Source organism: Caulobacter sp. Root655 (assembly GCF_001427665.1).
GTDB lineage: Bacteria > Pseudomonadota > Alphaproteobacteria > Caulobacterales > Caulobacteraceae > Caulobacter.
Genome location: NZ_LMHC01000023.1, coordinates 367,368 through 388,970 on the forward strand (window position 1 = coordinate 367,368; position 21,603 = coordinate 388,970).

14 protein-coding genes and 1 tRNA gene are annotated in these 21,603 nt (G+C 71.1%); 4 read left to right on the forward strand and 11 right to left on the reverse strand.

Annotated elements, in window-relative coordinates:
* Positions 1-64 precede the first annotated feature (64 nt).
* Entirely contained in the window at positions 65-424 is a 360-nt protein-coding gene (locus tag ASD79_RS16640) for a YciI family protein (protein ID WP_056723581.1), read from the forward strand.
* Between the two features lie 7 nt (positions 425-431).
* Positions 432-1,694 carry an RNA polymerase sigma factor gene (locus ASD79_RS16645; protein ID WP_056723583.1) on the forward strand — a complete coding sequence of 421 codons (1,263 nt, stop codon included), beginning with the start codon at positions 432-434 and terminating at the stop codon, positions 1,692-1,694.
* Between the two features lie 188 nt (positions 1,695-1,882).
* On the opposite strand, the gene ASD79_RS16650 is transcribed toward ASD79_RS16645, so the two are convergent.
* The gene (locus ASD79_RS16650) at positions 1,883-4,177 is read right to left on the reverse strand and encodes a TonB-dependent receptor (protein ID WP_056724093.1); all 2,295 of its coding nucleotides are present in this window, start codon (positions 4,175-4,177) and stop codon (positions 1,883-1,885) included.
* Between the two features lie 407 nt (positions 4,178-4,584).
* Complete coding sequence (locus ASD79_RS16655) at positions 4,585-5,043, reverse strand: DUF3237 domain-containing protein (protein ID WP_056723586.1); 459 nt, start codon at positions 5,041-5,043, stop codon at positions 4,585-4,587.
* Positions 5,044-5,235: 192 nt separating this feature from the next.
* On the opposite strand from ASD79_RS16655, the gene ASD79_RS16660 reads away from it, so the two are divergent.
* A complete protein-coding gene (locus tag ASD79_RS16660) occupies positions 5,236-6,153 on the forward strand; it encodes a LysR substrate-binding domain-containing protein (protein ID WP_056723589.1) in 918 nt (305 codons plus the stop codon).
* A gap of 60 nt (positions 6,154-6,213) precedes the next feature.
* Here the strand turns inward: ASD79_RS16660 and ASD79_RS16665 are convergent, their stop codons facing one another.
* From ASD79_RS16665 to ASD79_RS16675, 3 genes are all read right to left on the reverse strand, one after another.
* On the reverse strand, positions 6,214-6,981 hold the full coding sequence (locus ASD79_RS16665) for a sugar phosphate nucleotidyltransferase (protein ID WP_056723590.1): 768 nt from the start codon (positions 6,979-6,981) through the stop codon (positions 6,214-6,216).
* 131 nt (positions 6,982-7,112) lie between these two features.
* Positions 7,113-17,006: an autotransporter outer membrane beta-barrel domain-containing protein gene (locus ASD79_RS16670; protein ID WP_056723592.1), complete on the reverse strand. Its 9,894-nt coding sequence runs from the start codon at positions 17,004-17,006 to the stop codon at positions 7,113-7,115.
* Positions 17,007-17,179: 173 nt separating this feature from the next.
* Positions 17,180-17,254 (reverse strand) — tRNA-Gly (locus ASD79_RS16675).
* A 136-nt stretch (positions 17,255-17,390) separates the two neighbouring features.
* Here ASD79_RS16675 and ASD79_RS16680 point away from each other — a divergent pair.
* Positions 17,391-18,011, forward strand: coding sequence for an HD domain-containing protein (locus tag ASD79_RS16680; RefSeq protein ID WP_056723594.1), 621 nt, complete (start codon positions 17,391-17,393; stop codon positions 18,009-18,011).
* Between the two features lie 153 nt (positions 18,012-18,164).
* On the opposite strand, the gene ASD79_RS16685 is transcribed toward ASD79_RS16680, so the two are convergent.
* The 6 genes from ASD79_RS16685 to ASD79_RS16710 form a co-directional block, all read right to left on the reverse strand.
* Positions 18,165-19,049 carry a TraB/GumN family protein gene (locus tag ASD79_RS16685; protein ID WP_056723595.1) on the reverse strand — a complete coding sequence of 295 codons (885 nt, stop codon included), beginning with the start codon at positions 19,047-19,049 and terminating at the stop codon, positions 18,165-18,167.
* Between the two features lie 234 nt (positions 19,050-19,283).
* Complete coding sequence (locus ASD79_RS16690; RefSeq protein ID WP_056723598.1) at positions 19,284-20,210, reverse strand: alpha/beta fold hydrolase; 927 nt, start codon at positions 20,208-20,210, stop codon at positions 19,284-19,286.
* Between the two features lie 57 nt (positions 20,211-20,267).
* Positions 20,268-20,462: a helix-turn-helix transcriptional regulator gene (locus tag ASD79_RS16695; protein WP_012285713.1), complete on the reverse strand. Its 195-nt coding sequence runs from the start codon at positions 20,460-20,462 to the stop codon at positions 20,268-20,270.
* On the reverse strand, positions 20,459-20,869 hold the full coding sequence (locus tag ASD79_RS16700) for a hypothetical protein (RefSeq protein ID WP_056723599.1): 411 nt from the start codon (positions 20,867-20,869) through the stop codon (positions 20,459-20,461). The genes ASD79_RS16695 and ASD79_RS16700 overlap by 4 nt, the downstream gene beginning before the upstream one ends.
* A 25-nt stretch (positions 20,870-20,894) precedes the next feature.
* Positions 20,895-21,146: a hypothetical protein gene (locus ASD79_RS16705; RefSeq protein ID WP_056723601.1), complete on the reverse strand. Its 252-nt coding sequence runs from the start codon at positions 21,144-21,146 to the stop codon at positions 20,895-20,897.
* A 116-nt stretch (positions 21,147-21,262) separates the two neighbouring features.
* Complete coding sequence (locus ASD79_RS16710; protein WP_056723603.1) at positions 21,263-21,553, reverse strand: hypothetical protein; 291 nt, start codon at positions 21,551-21,553, stop codon at positions 21,263-21,265.
* Positions 21,554-21,603: the final 50 nt, after the last annotated feature.

The following is a 21,603-nucleotide window of genomic DNA, read 5'->3' on the forward strand; positions in this document are numbered from 1 at the left end:
GTCCTCAATAGCGAGACAGTGCAGCGGACGATAACGTTCGCGGCTCGCTCCAGGAGGATGCCCCATGCGCTTCATGTCGTTCGTAAAGTCCGCTCAGCCCGCGGCCCCGACCCCGGAACTGATGGAGGCGATGCACAAGCTCGCCAACCGCGAGATCCAGGCCGGCCGCATGATCGATTCCGGTGGCCTGGAGCCGCTGGCCAACGGCGCTCGCGTCAGCATCATCGACGGCAAGATCAGCGTGCTCGACGGGCCGTTCGTGGAGGCCAAGGAGGTCATCGGCGGCTACGCGATCTTCGAATTCCACAGCAAGGAAGAGGCGGTCGCCTCGGCGGTCGAGTTCATGCAGCTCCACGTCGAGCACATGCCTGGCTGGGAGGGGACCTGCGAGGTTCGGGCGTTCGCCGGGTTCGCCGGCCAGTGAGGCGGCCGTGACGGCCGCCGACGCCCGTCGCGCGATCCTCGCCGTCTGGCGGGTGGAACAGCCCCGGCTGATCACCAGCCTGGCGAGGATGCTGCGCGACGTGCCGCTGGCCGAGGAGCTGACTCAGGACGCCCTGCTGGCCGCCCTCGAGCGGTGGCCGGCGACAGGCGTCCCCGAAAGGCCCGGGGCCTGGCTGATGGCGACCGCCAAGCGCCGGGCCCTGGATCAGCTGCGGCGCGGCAAGATGCTGGATCGCAAGCACCAGATGGTCGCCCGAGACCTGGAGGCCGAGGAACAGGCCATGCCCGATCTGGACTCCGCCTTGGACGACGACATCGGCGACGAGCTGCTGCGCCTGATCTTCACCGCCTGTCATCCGCTGCTGTCGCGCGAGGCCCGCGCGGCCCTGGCGCTGCGGATGATCTGCGGCCTGACCACCGAGGAGATCGCCCGGGCGTTCCTGGTCCCCGACACCACGATCGCCCAGCGCATCGTGCGCGCCAAACGGACCCTTTCGGACTCGGGGCTGGCCTATGAGACCCCACGCGGCGAGGAACTGGCGCGGCGGCTCTCGACGGTGCTGGAGGTCGTCTACCTGATCTTCAACGAGGGCTACACGGCGGCGCGCGGCGAGGACTGGCTGCGTCCCCAGCTCTGTAACGAAGCGCTGCGCATGGGCCGTGTGCTGACCGCCATCGCGCCGCGCGAGCCCGAGGCCCACGGCCTGCTGGCCCTGATGGAGCTGAACGCCTCGCGCGCGGCGGCACGCACCGACCCGATGGGCGAGCCGATCCTGATGCTCGACCAGAACCGTGCCCTCTGGGACCAGCTGCAGATCCGCCGGGGCTTGCGGGCGCTGGAGCGGGCGCGCGGCCTGGGCGGCGCGGACGGCGTCTACGCCCTGCAAGCGGCCCTCGTCGCCTGTCACGCCCAGGCGGGGACGGCGGCGGACACCGACTGGTCGCGCATCGCCGAGCTCTATGCGCGACTGGCCGCCGTCGCCCCCTCGCCGGTCATCGAACTCAACCGCGCGGTCGCCGTCGGCATGGCCCAGGGCCCGGAGGCGGGGCTGGCGATCGTCGACCGCCTCGCGGGCGAGCCGGCGCTCAAGGGCTACCACCTGCTGCCCAGCGTTCGAGGCAACCTGCTTCACAAGCTGGGCCGTTTCGAGGAGGCGCGCGCCGCGTTCGAAGCCGCCGCGGCGCTGGCCGGCAACCGGCGCGAACAGGATCTGCTGAAGCGGCGGGCGGCGGAGGCCGCCCTGCCCTGAACGAAAAACCCCGCTCCCGAGTGTGGGAGCGGGGTCATTCCGCCTTGGAAACAAACCCACCTCTCCGCTTTCCCGGCGAAGGCCGGGATCCAGATTCACCATGAGCAACTCGTGGGTTTCACCTGGGCCCCGGCCTTCGCCGGGGAAACGGGGGATGGAACAGCGATCTAAGCGCTGAGGGATCAGCCCTAGTTCAGCTTCGCCGAGACCGAAATCCCCACGATGCGCGGGTCGTTGTAGACCGCCGCCATGTAGTTCTCGATCACGCCCTTGAGGTTCTTCTCGTTGGTGATGTTGCGGCCGAACAGCGCCACTTCATAGGCGCCGTTGCCGCCTTCGTAGCCGAGCTTCAGCCCGCCTTCGAAGTTGTTCTTCGAGTAGAACTCATCCGTGTCGTAGAGCACGAAGTTCGTATAGCCCTGCACGTTCCAGTCGGTGGCGACGAACAGCTTGCCGTCGGCGCCGACCGGCAGGTCGTAGCGCGCCGTGAAGTTGAAGTTGTACTTCGGCGCGTTGGGCAGCGGCTGGCCGTCGATCTGGGCGAAGGTGCTGGTGCCGAACGGGCCGACGATCGCGATCGTCGGGTTCTTGACCGTGCAGACCACAACGCTGTTGAGGGCGCAGACCTGGGCGTAGACGCGCTTGTCCTTGATCTCGCTGTGCAGCAGGCTGAGGCCGGCCGTCAGCAGCAGGTTGGACACCGGACGCCATTCGGCGTCGGCTTCCATGCCGTAGGCCTGGGCCTTGTCGGCGTTGAACAGCACGCCGTTGCCGTTCGAGTCGTTGCCGTTCAGCTGGATGTCCTTGACCTCATAGGCGAAGGCCGAGGCGTTGAAGCGCAGGCTGTTGTCGAGCAGGGCGCTCTTGAAGCCGGCTTCCCACGACAGGATCGTCTCGGAATCAGCGGTCGTGAAGTCGGCGTTGAACACCGCCGAACGGCCCTGGATGGTCGGGCCGCGGAAGCCCTTGGCGACGCGGGCGTAGACGCTGACGTCGGGGTTCACCTGGTAGAGCGCGCTCAGGTCCCAGCTGGGCTGTTCGTCGGTCAGGCGCACATAGCGACGGCCGCCATAGGTGACGACGCCGGCGGCGGTGTCGGCGGTCTTCTTCAGCACCGTCTTCTTGGCGTCATAGGTCTCGCGCGCGCCGGCGGTGATCGTCAGGGCGTCGGTGACCTTGTAGCTGAGCTGCCCGAAGACCGCCCACGAGGTGTTGAGGTTGTTCAGCCGCACCCAGTTGTTGGGGTTGGTCTTGGTGAAATAGGCGCGCTGGTAGAAGTCGGTAGTGTCGCGCGAGTCGAAGTACATGCCGCCGACCTGCCACTTCAGGCGGTCGTCGCCGTTGCTGGCCAGGCGGATTTCCTGGGTCAGCTGGTCGAGGTCGCGGATCTGGCCCATGGACTGGCCAAAGCCGTTGGGAATGCCGTTCACGGGGTAGTTGGCGGCCGCGCCGCCGTCGGTGTCGCCGCGGCTGTAGCCGGCGGTGGTCTCATAGGCGCTGATCGAGGTCAGGGTCACCGGGCCGAAGTCGTAGGCGACGTTCAGCGACGTGCCTTGGGTGTCATAGGCCTGCGGGTTGTTGGCGGCCTCGTCGAAGGCGACCTGGTCGCGCGGCGCGTTGGGCTTGTTGGAGCCCTTCTTCAGCGCCTGGCGCAGGAACAGGGTCGAGGTGCCCTCGTAGTTGCGGGCGTGGGCCGAGGCCAGGACCGTCAGTTGGTCGGTCGGCGTGGCCAGGATCTGCAGCCGCACGTCCTTTTCGTCGAAGCCGCCCATGGCGTTCTTCTTCGGCGTCACGGTGCCGTCGGCGCTGGCGCCGGCGAAGACGTTGTCGACGTAGTCGTCGCGGTGCTGGTAGAGGGCCGAAACCCGGAAGGCCAGCTTGTCGGCCACGATCGGGCCGCCGATGCCGCCGTCGAAGGTGGTCGTGCCGTAGGTGCCGTACGAGGCGCTGGCGCGGCCTTCCAGGGTCTGGGTCGGCTTGTTGGTGTCGAACTTGACGATGCCGGCCGTGGTGTTGCGACCGAACAGCGAGCCCTGCGGGCCGCGCAGCACTTCCACCTGCTTGACGTCGAACACCGGGTTCGACTTCAGGACCACGTGCTCGAGGACGACGTCGTCCTGGATGATCGACACCGGCTGCGAGGCGCCGAGGTAGAAGTCGATATTGCCCAGGCCGCGGATGTAGAAGCGCGGGAAGATGCGACCCGTGGTGGTCTCGGCGTAGAAGCTGGGCACCTTGCCCGACAGCGAGATGATGTCGTCGCCGCCGCCCTGGATGGCGCGCAGCTGGTCGCCGCCGACCACGGCCACCGACACCGGCACCTTCTGCAGGTTTTCCGAACGGCGCTCGGCCGTGACGACGATCTCGTCCAGCGCGGTCGCCGACGGCGTCGCGTCCTGGGCCAGGGCGGCGCCGCCAAACGACAACGCCGACAGCGCCGCGCCCATCAGCAGGCTGACTTTCTGAGTTCCGAACCTACGCATCATGTCCCTTTGTTTTTCCCCGCCCGACCAAGGGCTCGAATCGTCAAAACGTCCGGAGAGCTATTGGCCCAACCGACGACAGGCTCAAGCCGGCGCGCCAGCTTGAGTTGAAGCCTTCGCCGTATAGGCGCGAGGTGTGACTTGGCGATGACAGGGTAAGAAACGGCTTACTTCCGGCCTTTCGGGCGCGAAACGGCCCGATGCGGCCGCCAAGCCGCATCGCCGGCGGCGAATCCCCCAGGACCTGGAAAATCGCCGCCTGACCAAGCCTTCGGCGCCGGCGCGCAAGGGCTGGGCGCCGGCGAGCCCTCCGCCCCGGCGCGCTGGACGTTCCGCCCGACGTTCCTGGGCCAGATGGTGATCGCGGAAAGCGACGCGGCTTCGAGCGAAGGCGGCGTCACGCCGGGTCATAGGATCTCGTGGATCTCATAACGCACGCCGCCCGGAACCCTGCCGCCCTGCGCGACGGCGACGATGCTGTTGATCCAGCCGTACCGTTCCGACGCGGTCTCGAAATAGGGGGTCGTGCGGAGATAATATTCCGACCGGTCGACGATCTCGCCGCGGGCAAGACGCTGGTCAACCTCCGCCGAAGCCCGGCGGACGCCGCGGTAGGTCATCAGGATATGGGCGTCGTCATCGGTGACGAGGAGCAGGCGCACATCCTGCTGGAACGCGCCGTCGGCCCGCATCAGCAGGAGGTCGGACCCGATGAGCGGGGAGACGTCGCCCTTCAACCGGTCGCCCTCGAAGGCGCCGCCCGAAACCGGGTAGATGCGACGACCGCCGGCCGGTGTCTGGCCAAGGTCGATCATCGGATGCAGGTGAAGGGTCAGGTCGAAGAGCGGACGGGCTTGCAGGGACAAATTCGGAACTCCTATCTATAGCATCGCGCGGAAAAGTGGCCGCTGGTTTTCAGCAATAGCGATGCGAAAACAAATACCTAGAGCCAGTCGTGCGATTCCTATATCGCGCGACTGGCTCTAGGCGGTCTCCTCTGACACCCTCGACGGCGACGGCAAAACGCGGACTTCTTGCGATTACGACAAGGATAACTTGTGAAGCGTCCCTCCCTGGAATCCCTGCGGATCTTGGCCGCGTGCGTGCGGTCCGGCAGCTTCGTCGCGGCGGCCGAGACCCTGTTCCTGACTCCCGCCGCCGTCAGCCTGCGCATTCGCACGCTCGAACAGGACCTTGGAACGCCGCTGTTCGTGCGGAGGGGACCGCGCGCCACGGCGACGGAAGAGGCGATCGCGCTCGCGACGCGCATCGATCGGGCCCTGGGCGAAATCGACCTGGCGCTCGAGGCCTTCCACCACCCCCGTCCGCTTATCCGCATCACGGCGCCGCCGACCTTCGCCGCCCGCTGGCTGGCCCCGCGTCTGGAGCAATATCAAGCCGCCCATCCCGACCTTGCGATCGAGCTCGACGTCTCGACGGACATGCGATCCGGGAACGGCTTCGATGTCGCCATTCGGACGGGAAGCGGTCCCTGGCCCGGCTGGCGATCCCACCCCCTGTTTCCGGTCGACCTGATGCCCATGCTCGACCCGGACCAGGCGGTGCGGCGGCGCATCGTCCAGCCCGCGGATCTGGCGCGCTGCCTGTTGCTGCCTCATCCGGATTGGCCGCGATGGCTGCGCGAAGCCGGCGCGCCCGACGACGGTCGCTTTCAATTCGGCGCTGTCGACTATCCCAGCCACGAATTGAACGCGGACGCCGCCCTTGCCGGCAAAGGCGTGGCTCTGCTTCCCCGCAGCCTGTTCGGGCCGATGCTCGACGCTGGCCGTCTGGTGGCGCCGTTCGAGCAGGCGCTGGTCGACGCCGATTGGCATTTCGCGCTTCTGCACGCGGAGGAGACGCGGCAGGAACCGGCCGACCTGGTGGCGTGGCTCCTCTCCCAGGCTCGAACGGGCGAGGATAGCGCGCGACTTGCGCCTTCGGACCCGCCGCGGTTCGAGGCGTCAGCGCCCTGAGCGGGCCGCGCGATCACGGGTCGTGAGGGCGAGACCGGCCGAAATCAACGCCGCCGACCCCTACTCCCCCGCCGCCACCCAGGCCGCCGCCAGGGCGCGGTTGCCCGGCAGGTCTTCAGGGAAGTCCATCTCGGCCCATTGCAGGCCCTCGATCGACTGGGTGCGAACCACGTCGTGGTCCCCCCCACCGTGTTCCTGGGCGATCTGGTTGATGACGCTGAGGTACCAGCGCTTGAGGCCCTCGGGCGTGCGCAGGGCCTGCTCGACGATGCGGGTGAACAGGGCCGCGCCCTCGGGGTCGAACTTCAGGAAGCCGATCGACTCGGCGTCGTACTGCTCGATGGTCTTGCCGATGGCCCGCAGGGACAGCCCCTCGGTCAGCACCTTCATGTCGTCGGCGTCGTAACCGGCGGCCTTGCGGTCGATGGTGACGGTGATCGGCGCGGACGGCGCGGCGATCAGGCGCTGGGCGATGGCGGTCTCGAACAGGGTGTCGCCGTTCAGCAGCAGGAAGTCGCCGCGCATCTCGCCGCGCGCCAGCCAGCAGGTCGCCAGGTTGTCGGTCAGGGCGTAGAACGGGTTGAACAGGGTCCGCACGGTCAGGCCGGGGATGTCGAGCCCCGCGACCTCCTTCTCGACCGTGTCGGCGGCAAAGCCGGTGACGACCACCGCCTCGGTGATCCCGGCCTGCGCCAGGTGCTTGAGCTGCCAGTGCAGCACGGTGCGGCCCGAAAGCTCGACCAGGCACTTGGGACGGGTGTCGGTGAGCGGCGACAGGCGCTTGCCCTGGCCGGCGCTGAGGATGATGGCTTTGGCCGGTTTCGCCACGGGACGTCTCGTTTCAATCAAGGTTCAGCGCAGAGCGCCAAATAGCGACGACGGGACGGGCCAACAAGCCCGCCCCGTCGTGTTGGGCCGGAGTATCAAGTTTCGCCGGGCCGGCGCAAGCGCGGGTCCCCCTAGAACGGCACGGTGAACTTCACCGCCAGGCTCTGGTTGCTGACCCGGTCACCGAACTGCCCCGACCAGTTGAGCCTGGCGCTGGCCCCCTTGGCCCCCACGATCGACACCCCTAGCTCGGTGTCGAGCGTGGTCTTGTCCAGCCGTCCGGCGACGCTGAACTGGCCCGACGGTCCCGGCGCGCTTTCGAAGGCGGCGGTGAACAGCGGCGCCTTGCCCGACAGGGTGGTGGTCGCGCCGACCCGGGCATAGGGCCGGATCGCCGTGACGCCCTGCATGAACTCGCCGCCGACCTCGAGCTTGGCGCTCAGGCGGGTGGCGCGGTCCTTCTGCTCGGGGCCCACCAGGTTCAGGGCTCCGGCCCCGGTCTCGGCGAAGGCGTCGGTCTTGATCCGGCTGTGGCTCAGCTCGGCGATCGGCTTGGCGTATAGTCGGTCCTCGCCCAGGCGGTAGCTGATCCGGGCGGTCAGGGCCTGGAAGGTCTGTCGCTGCTTGGCCTCCGCCATCCGCAGGCCCGAGGGCAACAGCACCGCCCGGCGGGTCTCCAGCGAGCTCATGCCGGTGTCGAAGGCCAGGGCCGCCGTCAGCGGACCCTGGATGCGCTTGGCGACCACGCCGAACTGATAGCGCTCGCCCGAGCCGTTGGTGCGGGTCTCGATCCCGGTCCGCAGGCTTTCAGCCGAAGCCGCGGCGCCGACCCGCCAGTGTGGGGCCACCTCGCCCTCGAAACCGCCCGACAGGCCCGTCGCGCGCTCCTCGAAGGCCATGTCCTGGGCCGTGGCGTCCAGCTTGACCAGGCGACCGCCGGCCTTGGCCCAGACGCAGCCCTCCGGCGACGCCGCGACCTGGCCGGGGGCCGTGGGGCAGCTCATCAGCGAGTCGGTGAAGCCGGCGATGGCGAAGTTGGTCACCGCCACCTGGTCGGCATAGGCCTCGGGGCTGAAGCTGTCGTAATAGTTCGCCAGGGCCACCTGCGACGGCTCCCAGAACAGTTCGGCCGCCACGGGCGCGAAGCCCGTCGAGCTTCCGGTCAGCTGGATGTTGTTGATGTGGTCGCCGACGGCCGTGCGGTTGACGTTGAACCCGGCCGGCGAGAAGTCGACCACATAGTGCAGGTTCAGGTCGTCGGCCGTGGTCTTCAGTTCGAAGGTGGCGATCGACGAGGTTGGGGCCACCAGTTGCAGGCCGGACGAGGTCAGGGCGCCCACGCCGTTGAGGATCGTGGCGGTGTGGTCGCCCGGCAGGATGTGGCCGGGGTCCATGATCTGCAGGACGAACTTGCCCTTCAGGTCCAGCTTGCCGGTGACGTCCAGGCGGTCGATTTCGCCCGCCTTGCCGGTCTTGCCCAGGTCGAGGTCGGCCAGGAACACGCCGCTGGCCGTCTGGGTGAAGTTGCCCTCGACGCGGGTGGTCTGCACCAGGCCATTGCCGCCCGGGGTGAACACCCCGTCGGTCTTCAGCAGCCCGCCGTTCAGCTTGATGAAGTCCAGCGACTGCAGGACGGCCGTCGACAGGTTGTTGAAGGCGTTGATCCCGCTTCCCAGGTCGATGTTGCCGACCACGCCCTTGTGGCTGTTGATCGTGTCGTTGCCGGTCGTGCCGACGATCGCCAGGTTCGAGGCCGCCGAGACCACGCCCATCAGGTTGATGACGTTGTCCTTGCCGCCGTCGACCAGCACGCCCTTGCCGTAGACCGAGCCGCCGCGCACGTCGCCGTTCAGGGTGGCGACGATGTCCTTGGCGGCGTAGGTCGGACCTGCGGCCGGGGCCAGGGCCAGGCTGTGCAGGCCCGCGGCCGGAACGTCGCCCGCCTGGCTCTGGAAGAAGGCCCCGACGCCGTTCTTGCCGCCGACATAGATATTGCCGTTCTGGACCACGGTGACCGTGCCCGCGTCGCCGGTCCCGCCCAGCGAGCCGGCGAACGACAGGCCAAGGCCGCTGCCGAACAGCCCGCCGCCGCCGCCCACGCTCTGGGCGAAGATGCCGACCGAACCCTCGCCCAGCAGGACGATGTCGCCGGTGTTGGTCACCGTCACGTCGCCGCCGTCGCCGCCATAGCCGTCCAACGGGTTGACGCTCAGCTTGCCATAGCTGCTGTAGTCCTCGCCGCCGTACGGGCCCAGGTCGCCCCACGAGGCGATGCCCAACGACGTGTCGCCGGCCACGCCACCGCCGCCGCCCACGCTCTGGGCGAAGATGCCGTAGGCGCCGTAGCCCGAGGTCTGGATCAGGCCGCTGTTGGTCACCGTCACGTCGCCGCCGTCGCCGGCCGTGCCACCGACGCCGGAGAACACGATCTGGCCGACGCCCGTGATCGTCCCCTCGCCGCCCGTGCCGCCGCCGCCGCCGACGCTCTGGGCCATGATGCCGTGCGACAGCCGGCCGGAGGTGTAGATCGCGCCGCTGTTGTCGACCTTGACCACGCCGCCGTCGCCGGCCGAACCGCCCGTGCCGCCGATGCTGACGCCCCAGGCCGGCTCGCTGAACGAGTCGATCAGGTCCTTGGTGGCGGTCAGGTTGCCGACCACCTTCATGGTGTCCGACAGGCCCTTGCTGTAGGAATAGGTGTCGTCGCCGTCGTAGTCGGTGGCCCCGCCCGTGCCGCCGCCGCCGCCCACGCTCTGGGCGAACACGCCGCGCGACAGAGCCCCTTCGGTGACGATGGTCCCGCTGTTGGTCACCCGGACCTCGCCGCCGTTCCCGGCCACGCCGCCCTGGCCGCCGATGCTGACCTCGCCGGCCAGGCCCGAACCGCCGTCGCCGCCGCCGCCGCCGACCGATTGGGCGAACACCCCGTGGGCGTCCTTGCCCTTGGTCCAGATCAGGCCGCTGTTGCCGACCGTGACCAGGCCGCCGTCGCCGCCGCCCGCGCCCGAACCGCCGATGGCGATCTGGCCGCCCTTGGCCTCGCCCTTGTTGGCCATGTCGAGGAAGGTGACGACCTCCTCGCCCTGGGTCGAAATCAGGCCGCCGCGACCGCCGCCGCCGCCGACCGACTGGGCGAACACGCCGTGCGAGTCGCCGCCCAGGGTCAGGATCTGGCCGCTGTTGGTCACATTGACCTCGCCGCCCTGCCCGGCCGCGCCGCCCTGGCCGCCGATCGACAGGTTGACCGAGGTCGCCTTGCTCGTGCCGGCCGCCTTCTTGGAGAAGCTCAGCGAGAAGCCGCGGGCGTCGCCGCCGCCACCGCCACCGCCGCCCACCGACTGGGCCACGATGCCGGTGGCGTTGCCGCCGACCGTGCTCAGCGAGCCGCTGTTGAACACCTGGACCAAGCCGCCGTCGCCGGCCGCGCCGCCCGTGCCGCCCAGGGCGATGGCGTAGGTTCCGTTCCTGCCCTGACCGAAGCTGCCCGAAGCCGCCGTGGACACGCCGGCGTCGCCGCCACCGCCACCGATGCTCTGGGCATAGATGGCGTTGGCCTGGGACTCGCCGGTGGTGGCCACGACGCCGCTGTTGGTCACCTTGACCACGCCGCCGTCGTTGCCCGTTCCGCCGGCCCCGCCCAGGGCCACCGAGATGTTGTTGCTGCCCGAGCCCAGGCTGACCGTGCCGGCCCCGCCGGCCATGTAGTCGGACCACTGGTTCTCGTCGATGCCGGCCATGCCGCCGTGGCCGCCGCCGCCGCCGATGCTCTCGGCGAAGATGCCGTGCGACTGCTCGCCGTGGGTGACCACCGTGCCGCTGTTGACGACCGTGACGTCGCCGCCGATCGAGCCCGTGGCGCCCGAGCCGCCCATGTTCATGGCCAGGTTGGTTGAATTGCCGCCCGACACCGCCAGGGCCCCGGCCGCGCCGCCGGCCCCGCCGCCACCGCCCACGCTCTGGGCGAAGATGCCGATGGCGTCGTCGCCCTCGGTGACCACCAGGTCGGTGGAGGTGACGTGGACGTCGCCGCCCTTGCCCCCGCCGCCGCCCGAACCGCCGAACGCCAGCGAGATGTTCTTGGACTTGGCGCCGCCCAGGGCCGCCGAGACGGCCATGCCGCCCGTGCCGCCGCCGCCGCCCACGCTCTGGGCGAACACCGCCGTGGCGCCGTCGCCCGTGGTGCCGACCTTGCCGTTGTTGGTCACATAGACGTCGCGGCCGATGCCCGCCGAGCCGCCGGAGCCGCCGATCGACACGCCGATGGCGATGTTGTCGGTCGAGGACAGGCCGCCGGTCAGGGCCCCGGCGAAACCGCCGTCGCCGCCGCCGCCGCCCACGCTCTGGGCGAACACGCCGTAGGCGCGCGCGCCCTCGGTGGTGGTCACGCCGTCGGTGGTGACCCGGACGACGCCGGCGTCGCCTGCCGAACCGCCCGCGCCGCCGATGCTGGCCGAGACGCCGATCGTGCTGGTTCCCGCCGTCAGCGCGCCGCTGATCGAGAAGCCGCCGCTGCCACCGCCGCCGCCGATGCTCTGGGCGATCAGGCCGTGAGCCGCCTCGCCATGGGTCACCGCGCCCAGGTCGCTGGTCACCGTGACGTCCAGGCCGTCGCCGCCCGCCCCGCCAAAGCCGCCGATCGCGGCGCCGACGCCCACCGGCTTGCCCGACGACAGCGCCGCCGTCACCGCGGCCGAGAAGCCGCCATTGCCGCCGCCGCCGCCGATGCTCTGGGCCTGGACCGCATAGGCGCGGTCGCCATGGGTCTCGATCAGGTCGCGGCTGTGGACGGCCACGACGCCGCCGTCGCCGCCGACCCCACCGCCGCCGCCGATGCTCAAGCTGCCCGCGCCGGTGCTCTTGCCGACCGAGACGCCGGCCGCCAGCGAGAAGCCGCCGCTGCCACCGCCGCCGCCGACCGACTGGGCCAGGATGCCCACCGCGTCGTCGCCGTGGGTTTCGATCTGGCCGAAGCTGTCGACCGTGACATCCAGGCCATCGCCGCCACCGGCCCCGAAGCCGCCGATGCCGACCGCCACCGCGCCGCTGGTCTGGCCCGCGGCGACCGCCACGGCCCCTGTCCAGCCGCCGGCCCCACCGCCGCCGCCGATCGATTGCGCCTGCAGGCCGTTGGCCCGCGCGCCGGTCGTTGAAATGTCCGCGTGGCTGGTCACCGTGACCGTCTTGCCGTCGCCGGCCGCGCCGCCGAAACCGCCGATGCTGAGCGAGCCCGAGCCGGCCGTCTGGCCCGCCCCGACGCCCGCCGCCAGGCTGAAGCCGCCGCTGCCGCCGCCGCCGCCGATCGACTGGGCCAGCACCGCCGTGGCGTCGTCGCCCAAGGTCAGGATCAGATCGATGACATCGACCTGCACCTCGCCGCCGTCGCCGCCCACGCCGCCAAAGCCGCCGACGCCGACCGTGACCGCCGCGCCGGTCTGGCCCGCGCCCACGGCCAGCGAACCGCTCCAACCGCCGCTGCCGCCACCGCCGCCAACGCTCTGGGCCTGCACGCCGTACGACCGGAAGCCGTCCGTCGCGATCTGGCCTTCGCTCTTCACCTTGACCAGCTCGGCGTCGCCGCCCGCTCCGCCCGCGCCGCCGACGCTGACGCTGGCCGCCCCGGCCGTCTGGCCCGCGCCGACCCCAGCCGACAGCGAGAAGCCGCCCGTGCCGCCGCCGCCGCCGATGCTCTGGGCCAGCAGGCCCGCCGCGTCGTCGCCCTCGGTGGTCACATTGCCCTTGCTGCCGACCGTGACGGCCTTGCCGTCGCCGCCCAGTCCGGCCGAACCGCCGACGCTGACGCTGACCGCCCCGGCCGTCTGGCCCGCGCCGATGGCGAGCGAACCGCTCCAGCCGCCGTCGCCGCCGCCGCCGCCGACCGACTGGGCGTAGACGCCCGCCGCCCGGTCGCCGCGCGTATGGATGTCGCCTTCGCTGCCGACGGTCACCGCCTCGGCCGAGCCGCCGCCCGTGCCGCTGCCGCCGACGCTGACGCTGCCCGCGCCCGCCGTCTGTCCGCCGGCGACCCCGGCCGCCAGCGAGAAGCCGCCCGTGCCGCCGCCGCCGCCGATGCTCTGGGCCAGGATGCCGTGCGAATCCGCGCCCACCGTGTCGATGTCGCCGAGGCTGTCGACGTCGACGATGTTGCCCGCGCCGCCATTGCCGCCCGAGCCGCCGACCCCGACCGCCACCGTGCCGGCCCCGACGCCGCCGGCGATGCCCAGCGCGCCCGTCCAGCCGCCTCCGCCACCGCCGCCGCCCACGCTCTGGGCATAGATCGCCGAAGAGCGGTCGCCGAGGGTGACCAGGTCGCCCGTGCTGTCGACGTCGACCGCCCCGGCCTTGCCGCCGCCGCCGCCCGAACCGCCGACGCTGACCGCCGCCGAACCGGCGAACTTGCCGCCCGCCAGGCCCGCCGCGAGGCTGAACCCGCCCGTGCCGCCGCCGCCGCCGACCGACTGGGCCATCAGACCCGCCGCGTCGTCGCCTTCGGTGGTCACCGCGCCGTGGTTGATGACGGTGACCGCCTCGCCCGCGCCGCCCAGGGCGGCCGAGCCGCCGACCGAGACACCGACCGCGCCCGCGCCCAGGCCGCCGGCCCCGGCCAACGAACCGCTCCAGCCGCCGTTGCCGCCGCCGCCGCCGATGCTCTGGGCGAACACGCCCGCCCCGCGGTCGCCGCGCGTATGGATCGCGCCGGTGGTGTCGACATCGACCGTCTTGGCCGCGCCGCCGCCGGCCCCCGAGCCACCGACCCCGACCGAGCCGCTCACCGCGCCCACGCCGCCGGCCAGGGCCGCCGCGATAGAGAACCCGCCGCTGCCGCCGCCGCCGCCCACGCTCTGGGCGAAGATGCCGCTTGAATCGACGCCGTAGGTGTCGATGCCGCCGATGCTCTTGACGTCGACGATGCCGCCGGCTCCGCCCGTGCCGCCGGAGCCGCCGATCGACACCGCTACCGCGCCGCCCGCCACGCCGCCGGCCCCGGACACCGCGCCGGTCCAGCCGCCCGTGCCGCCGCCGCCGCCGACCGCCTGGGCGTAGATTCCCGACGAGCGGTCGCCTTCGGTGAGGATGTCCGTGGCGCTGAGCACCGTGACGGCGCCGGCGTCGCCGCCGCCGCCGCCCGTGCCGCCGACCCCGACGCTGGCCGAGCCGGCCATGCCGCCGCCCGCCACCGCCCCGGCCAGGGCGAAGCCGCCCGTGCCGCCGCCGCCGCCGACGCTCTGGGCCAGCAGGCCCGCGCTGTCGACACCGCGCGTGTGGACGGTCCCGGCCACGTCGACCGTGACCTCGTCGCCGAACCCGCCGCCGCCGGCTCCGCCGCCGACCGCCACGCCGATCGACGCGCTGAGCCCGCCCGAGGCCGCCCCGGCGATCGCGCCGCTCCAGCCGCCGTTGCCGCCGCCGCCGCCGACCGACTGGGCGAAGATCCCGGCCGAACGGTCGCCGCCGGTGTCGATGGTCACGCCGCTGGCGTGGTCGATCTTGACCTTGCCGCCCTTGCCGCCCGAACCGCCCTTGCCGCCGACCGAGATCGCGCCCGAGGCCGCGCCGACGTCGCCGCCCGCCAGGGCCGCGGCCACCGCGTAGCCGCCCTCGCCGCCGCCGCCGCCCACGCTCTGGGCGAACACGCCGCGCGAATCCGCGCCGCTGGTGGTCAAGACCCCGTCGGCCGTGACGTGGACGAGGCCGCCCTCGCCGCCGCCGCCGCCGGCTCCGCCGACCCCGATGCTGACCGCGCCGTAGACGCCCGCCGCGCCGCCGGCCCCGAAGCCGCCGCTGCCGCCGCCGCCGCCCACGCTCTGGGCGTAGATCGCCGAGGCGCGCTCGCCGCCGGTGACGATCGAACCGCTGTTGGCCACCGTGACGTCACCGCCGTTGCTGGCCGTGCCGCCGGCCCCGCCGATCGACAGGTTGACGAACAGGCCGAAACTCGTGGAGTCGCCGCCGCTGCCGCCGCCGCCGCCGACGCTCTGGGCGAACACGCCGCCCGAGCCGTCGGCCTCGGTGACTATGGTTCCGGTGTTGCGCACCGTGACCGCGCCGCCGATCCCGCCGCCCGCGCCGTCGCCGCCGATGGCGAACATCGCGCCCGCGCCGCCGCCGTTGCCGCCGCCACCGCCGACGCTCTGGGCGAACACCGCGTAGGAATCATAGCCATGGGTGGTCAGGTCGCCGTTGTTGGTGACGCCGACCGCGTCGCCGGCCCCGCCGGCTCCGCCTGAACCGCCGATGGCCACCAGGCCGCCGGAGCCAGCGCCGTTGCCGCCGCCGCCACCGATGCTCTGGGCGAACACCGCCTGCGAGAGCTTGCCGTCGGTCTCGATCGAACCGTCATTGATCACGTCAACCGTACCGCCCTTGCCCGAGGCGCCGCCGCCGCCGCCGATGCCGACCAGGCCGCCGGCCCCGGCCCCCGCGCCGCCGCCGCCGCCGACGCTCTGAGCGAAGACGCCCTGGGCCAACTCGCCGTGGGTCTCGACCCGGCCGGTATTGTGGGCCGAGACATTGCCGCCCGTACCGGACGCCCCGCCGCCGCCGCCGATCGCCACCAGGCCGCCGGCCCCGCCGCCGACCCCGCCGCTGCCGCCGACGCTCTGGGCGAACAGGCCGACCGAGCCGAGGCCGCGGGTGTCGATCACTCCGCCGTTGAACACCGTGACGTCGCCGCCCGCGCCGCCGCCGGAGCCGCCGCCGCCCAGGGCCGCGATGCCGGCGGCCCCGCCGGCCGCTCCGCCGCCGCCGCCGATGCTCTGGGCCAGGACGCCGAAGGAAAAGTCGTTGTGGGTGAGGATGCCGCCGTTGTTGGTGACGTCGACCGAGCCGCCCGCGCCCGCCGCGTTGGACCCGCCGGCGAAGGCCCCGATACCGCCGGCCGAGCCGCCCGAACCGGACAGGCCGGCGATGCTCTGGGCCAGGATGCCGTTGGACCGCTCGCCGAAGGTCTCCAGGTCGCCGTCATTGTCGACCCCCGCGAAGCCGCCCGGACCGCTGCCGCTGCCGGCCCCGCCGGCCCCGACCACGCCGGAGCCCGATCCGCCATCGCCGCCCGCGCCGCCCGCGCTCTGCACGCGGATGGCCGAGGAGTCCGCGCCCTGGGTGGTGACCGTCGCGTGGTTGGTCAGGTCGGCCGTACCGCCCGCCCCGCCATGGTCGCCGTCGCCGCCCTCGCCATAGGCCCCATAGCCGTCGCCGCCGTCGCCGCCGCCCGAGGCGCGGCTCAGCACCTCGATCCCGGCCGCGCCGGTGCCGGTGGTCGCCACCGCGCCGCTGACCGTCAGATGGACCGTGCCGCCGTCGCCGCCCGCGCCGCCGTCGCCGCCGAAGCCGACCAGGATGAGCGGCGGCACCAGATAGCCGTCACCGCCGCTGCCGCCGTGGCTGCCATTGGCCGTGGCCTGCACCGCCGGCGCGCCGTTGCCGTCGTAGCTGCCGCTGATCGACTGGTTGATCGTCCCGCCGGCATTGCCGTCGTCGCCGTCGCCGCCGCTCGCCGGATAGGAGCCGCCGCCGCTGACGCCCCCGCCATTGGCCTGAACCACGTAGTCGCCGGCCGCCGCGGGCACGGCCGCCAGGACCGTGGCGCTCACCGCCCCGGCCGCCAGCACCCGGCCCAGACCCTTGAGCAGCTTGCGGGCGGCGCTCTCCAGGCGAACGGCCTGGGCGCGGCTCTTGAAATCGATGACCGGGGCGTCCGCCTCTTGCGCCAGCACGGGCCGCGCGGCCGCCAGCCCGGCCAGCGACGCCAGGGCGTCATGCAGGCGCAGCAGCAGCTTGGGCGGCAGGGCTCCGGGGGTCCCGAACGAGGCGGCCAGCAGGCAGGCGACGGCGTCCTGGGTCGCCAGAAGCTCCGGCGCGGCCGGGCCGAACCGCTCGCTCAAAGCCGCGGCGACCCGCGGATCGCGCGCCTCGCGCGCCCAGCGGCCGGCCAGTTGCTCCAGCCCCTCGGCGAACCGGGCCAGACGATCGGCACGCGAAGATTCAGCGCCGACGGCTTTCGCCGTCTCAGTCGCGAACTGGCTCATGGATCGTCCCCCCGGATGCGGACGGTCGAAATCAGATCGATCCGCACGCTGTAGTTTAACCGTTCCTATCGCCGACTCGGACCGGTTTCGCCATCTGGGAGAACAAGGTTCTTGATCCCGAAACGAAACAGCGATCGCCGACAGTCACGCTTGATGCAATTTCGAGGGGAAATTGGAGCGGGCGATGGGAATCGAACCCACGACATTCTGCTTGGGAAGCAGACGCTCTACCTCTGAGCTACGCCCGCATTGGACGGAAGCGACGCGCCGTCCAAGCGCTGCGCTCGTCTAGCTGGTCTGATCCCGCAGCTCAAGACCATCCGTTGACGCCGACTGTGGAGCGGCGCACGATCGGGTCAAACAAGCGTTCGGGAGGACGACGCCATGGCCGACGGTCACCAGCATCCAGACGAGCATGCCCGGGCTCAGTTTCACGCCATGACCGAGGGCACGCCCCAGGACTGGGCGATCATCGCCAACGCCTCGATGGCGTTCGGCCGCGAGCTGCCCACGCGGCTGGTCTCGCACCTGAAACTGCTGCAGGGCGACTGCGGCGGCTTCGCCATCGACCGGCTGGACCACAGCCTGCAGACCGCCACCCGCGCCTTCCAAGACGGCCGCGACGAGGAATACGTGGTCTGCGCCCTGTTGCACGACATCGGCGACATCCTGGGCCCGCGCAATCACGCCGACATCGCCGCCGCGATCCTCCAGCCCTTCGTCTCGGAGGAGAACCACTGGATGGTGGCCCACCACGCCATCTTCCAGGGCTACTATTTCTTCCAGCACCTGGGCCTGGACCGCGACATGCGCGACCAGTTCCGGGGTCATCCCAGCTTCGAACATACCGCCCAGTTCTGCCACATCTACGACCAGGAGGCCTTCGACCCGGCCTACACGTCGATGCCTCTGGAAGCCTTCGAGCCGATGCTGCACCGGGTGATGTCGACGCCCAAGCGGTCGATCTACCTGCGCAAGGAGGCAGCGGCGGCGGCGGGAGCTTAAACTAAAGCCTCCCCCCGTGGGGGAGGCGGCCGAAGGCCGGTGGGGGGATAGGATGGCCCCGACCAGGCATGGGATTGGTTGCCCTAAAACTCCCCCCACCGATCGCTACGCGATCGCCTCCCCCACAGGGGGAGGACCTTGAAAACCGAAGCCCTACTCCACCACCTCTGCCTTGATGCCCAGCTTCGCCAGCTGAGCCTGCAAGCTGTCCGGCCCCGTCAGGTGCCCCGCCCCCACCGCCACGAAGCTGACGCCCGAGCCGGCCAGCCTGGTCTTCAGTTGCCCCGCCCAGTCGCGGTTCCGGTCGACCAGCAGCAGTTGGTAGAGGTCGGGATAGTCACGCTGCATTTCGTCGACCATCTGGCGTTCCAGTTCGCCCTGGTCGCCCGCCGCCCAGGCTGTCACCAGGGCGTCGACCTTGCCGGGCCCCTCGTCGACGTCGTCCAGGGTGGATTCCAGCAGCTCCCGCTCCTGGTCCGGGGTCATGTCGGCGAAGAACCGCACCTGCTGCTCGGCGGTCTCGAAGGCCGAGATCGGCTTGCCCGCCGCCTTGGCCTGGGCGGTCAGCAGCTTCTCGACACCGCTTTCGGGATCGTAGCCGGCCTGTAGCAGCGGAGTCAGCGACACGGTCAGGGCCGCCAGCCAGGGCCGCATGACGTCGATGGCCTGAGGCGGAAAGCCCATGCCCTGAGCCGCCGCTTGCAGCTTCCGGTACGTCTCCGGACTGAGCTTGCTGGAGAGCGGCGTGGCCCGGTCGACCCCGTATTGCAACATCAGCGGCTGCATCGCCTTGGGGTCGTCGGGCTGCTCGATCTCCATCACCACGTCGTCGGCCTGGGTGAAGGCCTTGGCGATCCGGGCCGAGCGCCACTGGGTCTGGGGCTTGAGCACGTGGACGGTCCCGAACAGGTAGATCGTCGAGTCCTTGTCCTTGATCGCCCACAGCGAGGGTTCGGCGAAAGCAGGAGCCGCCCCCACCGCCAGAAGGGCGATGAGGGCGAGCGCGACGTGGCGGGCGGCGTTGAGCAGAATCATCATCCGCCGAGTGTTTCGGCCAGACGGCGGCGGAGCAAGGCCGCGTCTGACTCGCCCCCACATAGGATAGCAGACGGGCGAGGTCGGGAAGCGCCCTGCGTCCTTCGAGGCCCTCCCTTGGAGGGCGCCTCAGGATGAGGAATTCAGCAACAACGCTCCTCATCCTGAGGTGCGTAGCGCAGCGAAGCCTCGAAGGACGCAGGACACTCGCCAAAAGAACCTTACCGTCGCCTCTCCCTAGCGCAGGAAGCTCTCCACCTCGGCGGCGAAGGCGGCCGGCTGGTCCAGCATGATGAAGTGCAGCGAACCGTCGATGCGCTTGACCTTGGCCGAGGCCATCGGGGCGTAGGCCTGGGTGTAGAGGTCGTCATAGGCCGCCTGCGGCGCGCCGGTGGCCGCGTCCCACGGATAGAGCATCACGGTCGGGGTCTTGATGGCCGCGATCTCGCCGCGCAGGTCGGTGGTCAGGTCGTCATAGAGGGCGCGGCCGGTCACCGAGGGGTCGGAGGCGATCGCGGCGGCGGTGGCGGCCTTCAGGCCCTCGGGCGACTTGACCAGGCGGGCCATGGTCCGGGTCTCGCCGGCGGCCCAGGCTTCGGGCGTGGACTTCGCGGCCACGTCGCGCATGGCGGTCGCCTGGGGCTTGACCGCCTCGACGGTGGCGGTCGGCGAGAAGACCACGGGGTAGAAGGGCAGGCTGTCGACCACCATCAGCCGGCCGACGTCCTCCGGGTGCTGACGGGACAGCATCAGGCCCATCAGCCCGCCCATCGAGTGGCCGATCACGGCCGGCGACTTCAGGTGGGCCGACTTGATGTAGCCGTCCAGGGCGTCGAGCGTCGGTTGCAGGACGGGCCCCTCGGCGTTGGCGCCGACCGGGGCTCCGGCGAAGCCCGCCACCTGGACGACGTGCAGGCGGTAGCGGCCTTCCAGCTGCTTGACGGTGGCGTCCCAGACGGCGCTGGACGAGGCCAGACCGGGGATCAGCACCACGTCGGGCCCCTTGCCCGTCACCGTGACGGTCAAGCGGGGCGCGGCGGCCGAGGGGGCGGCGACGCGGGCGGCGACGGGGGCGGCCTGGGCCGGATGCAGGACGGCGGCGAAGGCGGTGGCGGTGACGGCGCAAGCGAAGGCGGCGCGCGCCAGGATATGGCGGACGGTCATGATGGTCTCCGTGGGTGGGGTTTGGTCTAGGTCAGGGCTTTGGACGGCGGGACGAGGTCAGGCCTCGTCCTGGAAGATGGTCTCGATCGGCAGGCCGAACAGGCGGGCGATCTTGAAGGCCAGCGGCAGGCTGGGATCGTACTTGCCGGTCTCCAGGGCGTTGATGGTCTGGCGCGAGACCTCCAGCCGGTCGGCGAGATCCGCCTGGCTCCAGTCCCGCTCGGCCCGCAGGACCTTGAGGCGGTTCTTCACCGGTACCTCCATTTCACCAGAGGCTGGGCCAGGCCCATCGCGGCGCAGAAGACCGGGAACACCATGTAGAGCGGCAGGTGGGGCACGAGGTCGGCGTTCTCCAGGAACCCCCAGGCGGTGCAACCGGCCAGGGTGACGCCGATGCCCCAGAGCATGGCCTGGACCAGCATCGAGCGCAGGAACTCGTCGGTCTCCTCCACCAGATAGAGGCCCATGATGGCGATCACCGCGATGATCGGCAGGGCGGGCGCGATGGCCAGCCCCCACAGCAGCGCCCCTTGAGGGGCCCAGGCCTTGATCATCCAGATCGAGGCGAACAGCACCGCGACATAGGCGCCCATCGCCGGAAAGAACCGGACGAGATAGCGCTTGGCGGCCGGGCTCATGGTCTTGGGTTTGCGGATCATCTCGCTAACTCCCGATGGACAAATGTCAGGACCGGCCGGCCAGCCAACGGCTGATAGGGCGGACCAGGCGGCCGGCGACCTTCAGGACGCCCGCGGCCAACAGGGCCGCGAACACCGGTCCTTGCGACGCTGGCGGGAAGGACAGGCTCAGGGTGGAGGTGGCGGCGTCGAGGGCCAGGCCTCCGGTCGTCAGGAACGCGACGACGGCGATGGCGCCGGCCACCATGGATCCGGCCAGCGCGGCCTTGGCGATCCGGTTTTCAGCTTCGTGATGCATGACAAGCTCCCTCGTCTAAGTGACAAGGACACTTGTCTTACATCGTCACGATCATGTCAAGCGAGCTTGTCAAATTATCAAGGAGAGGCGACAGGCTACAGGAGCAGCGCTACCCGTCAGGCGGCCTTGCGCGAGGGCTGCGCGTCGAGTTGGTTGGCCAGGTTCAGATGGACGGGCCGGCCCGTCGACATGCCGAAGGTCTGGGCCAGCCGGCTTTCACGCGGGGCGCGGGCGATCGTCCAGCCGTAGCGCGAGAAGCGGTCGCCGTAGTCGGCCCAGCGGATGACCCGGCCCTGGTCGTCACAACGCCAGATGGCCTTGTCGCAACCCGGGATGGGGACGGCCTTGCTCCAGATCGCGACACGCTTGGCGTGGGTCGAATAGGTCCCGCCGAAGAGTGCGTTCATGATCAAGCCTTCCACCGCGTCGGCGCCCCGGTGAGTCGCGGCGCCGACAA

What these genes read in the sequence shown, in the direction of transcription:
- ASD79_RS16670 (WP_056723592.1), bottom strand. Translation starts at nt 17,006, where the DNA reads ATGAGCCAGTTCGCGACTGAGACGGCGAAAGCCGTCGGCGCTGAATCT.
- ASD79_RS16680 (WP_056723594.1), top strand. Translation starts at nt 17,391, where the DNA reads ATGGCCGACGGTCACCAGCATCCAGACGAGCATGCCCGGGCTCAGTTT.
- ASD79_RS16690 (WP_056723598.1), bottom strand. Translation starts at nt 20,210, where the DNA reads ATGACCGTCCGCCATATCCTGGCGCGCGCCGCCTTCGCTTGCGCCGTC.
- ASD79_RS16640 (WP_056723581.1), top strand. Translation starts at nt 65, where the DNA reads ATGCGCTTCATGTCGTTCGTAAAGTCCGCTCAGCCCGCGGCCCCGACC.
- ASD79_RS16705 (WP_056723601.1), bottom strand. Translation starts at nt 21,146, where the DNA reads ATGCATCACGAAGCTGAAAACCGGATCGCCAAGGCCGCGCTGGCCGGA.
- ASD79_RS16650 (WP_056724093.1), bottom strand. Translation starts at nt 4,177, where the DNA reads ATGCGTAGGTTCGGAACTCAGAAAGTCAGCCTGCTGATGGGCGCGGCG.
- ASD79_RS16700 (WP_056723599.1), bottom strand. Translation starts at nt 20,869, where the DNA reads ATGATCCGCAAACCCAAGACCATGAGCCCGGCCGCCAAGCGCTATCTC.
- ASD79_RS16685 (WP_056723595.1), bottom strand. Translation starts at nt 19,049, where the DNA reads ATGATGATTCTGCTCAACGCCGCCCGCCACGTCGCGCTCGCCCTCATC.
- ASD79_RS16710 (WP_056723603.1), bottom strand. Translation starts at nt 21,553, where the DNA reads ATGAACGCACTCTTCGGCGGGACCTATTCGACCCACGCCAAGCGTGTC.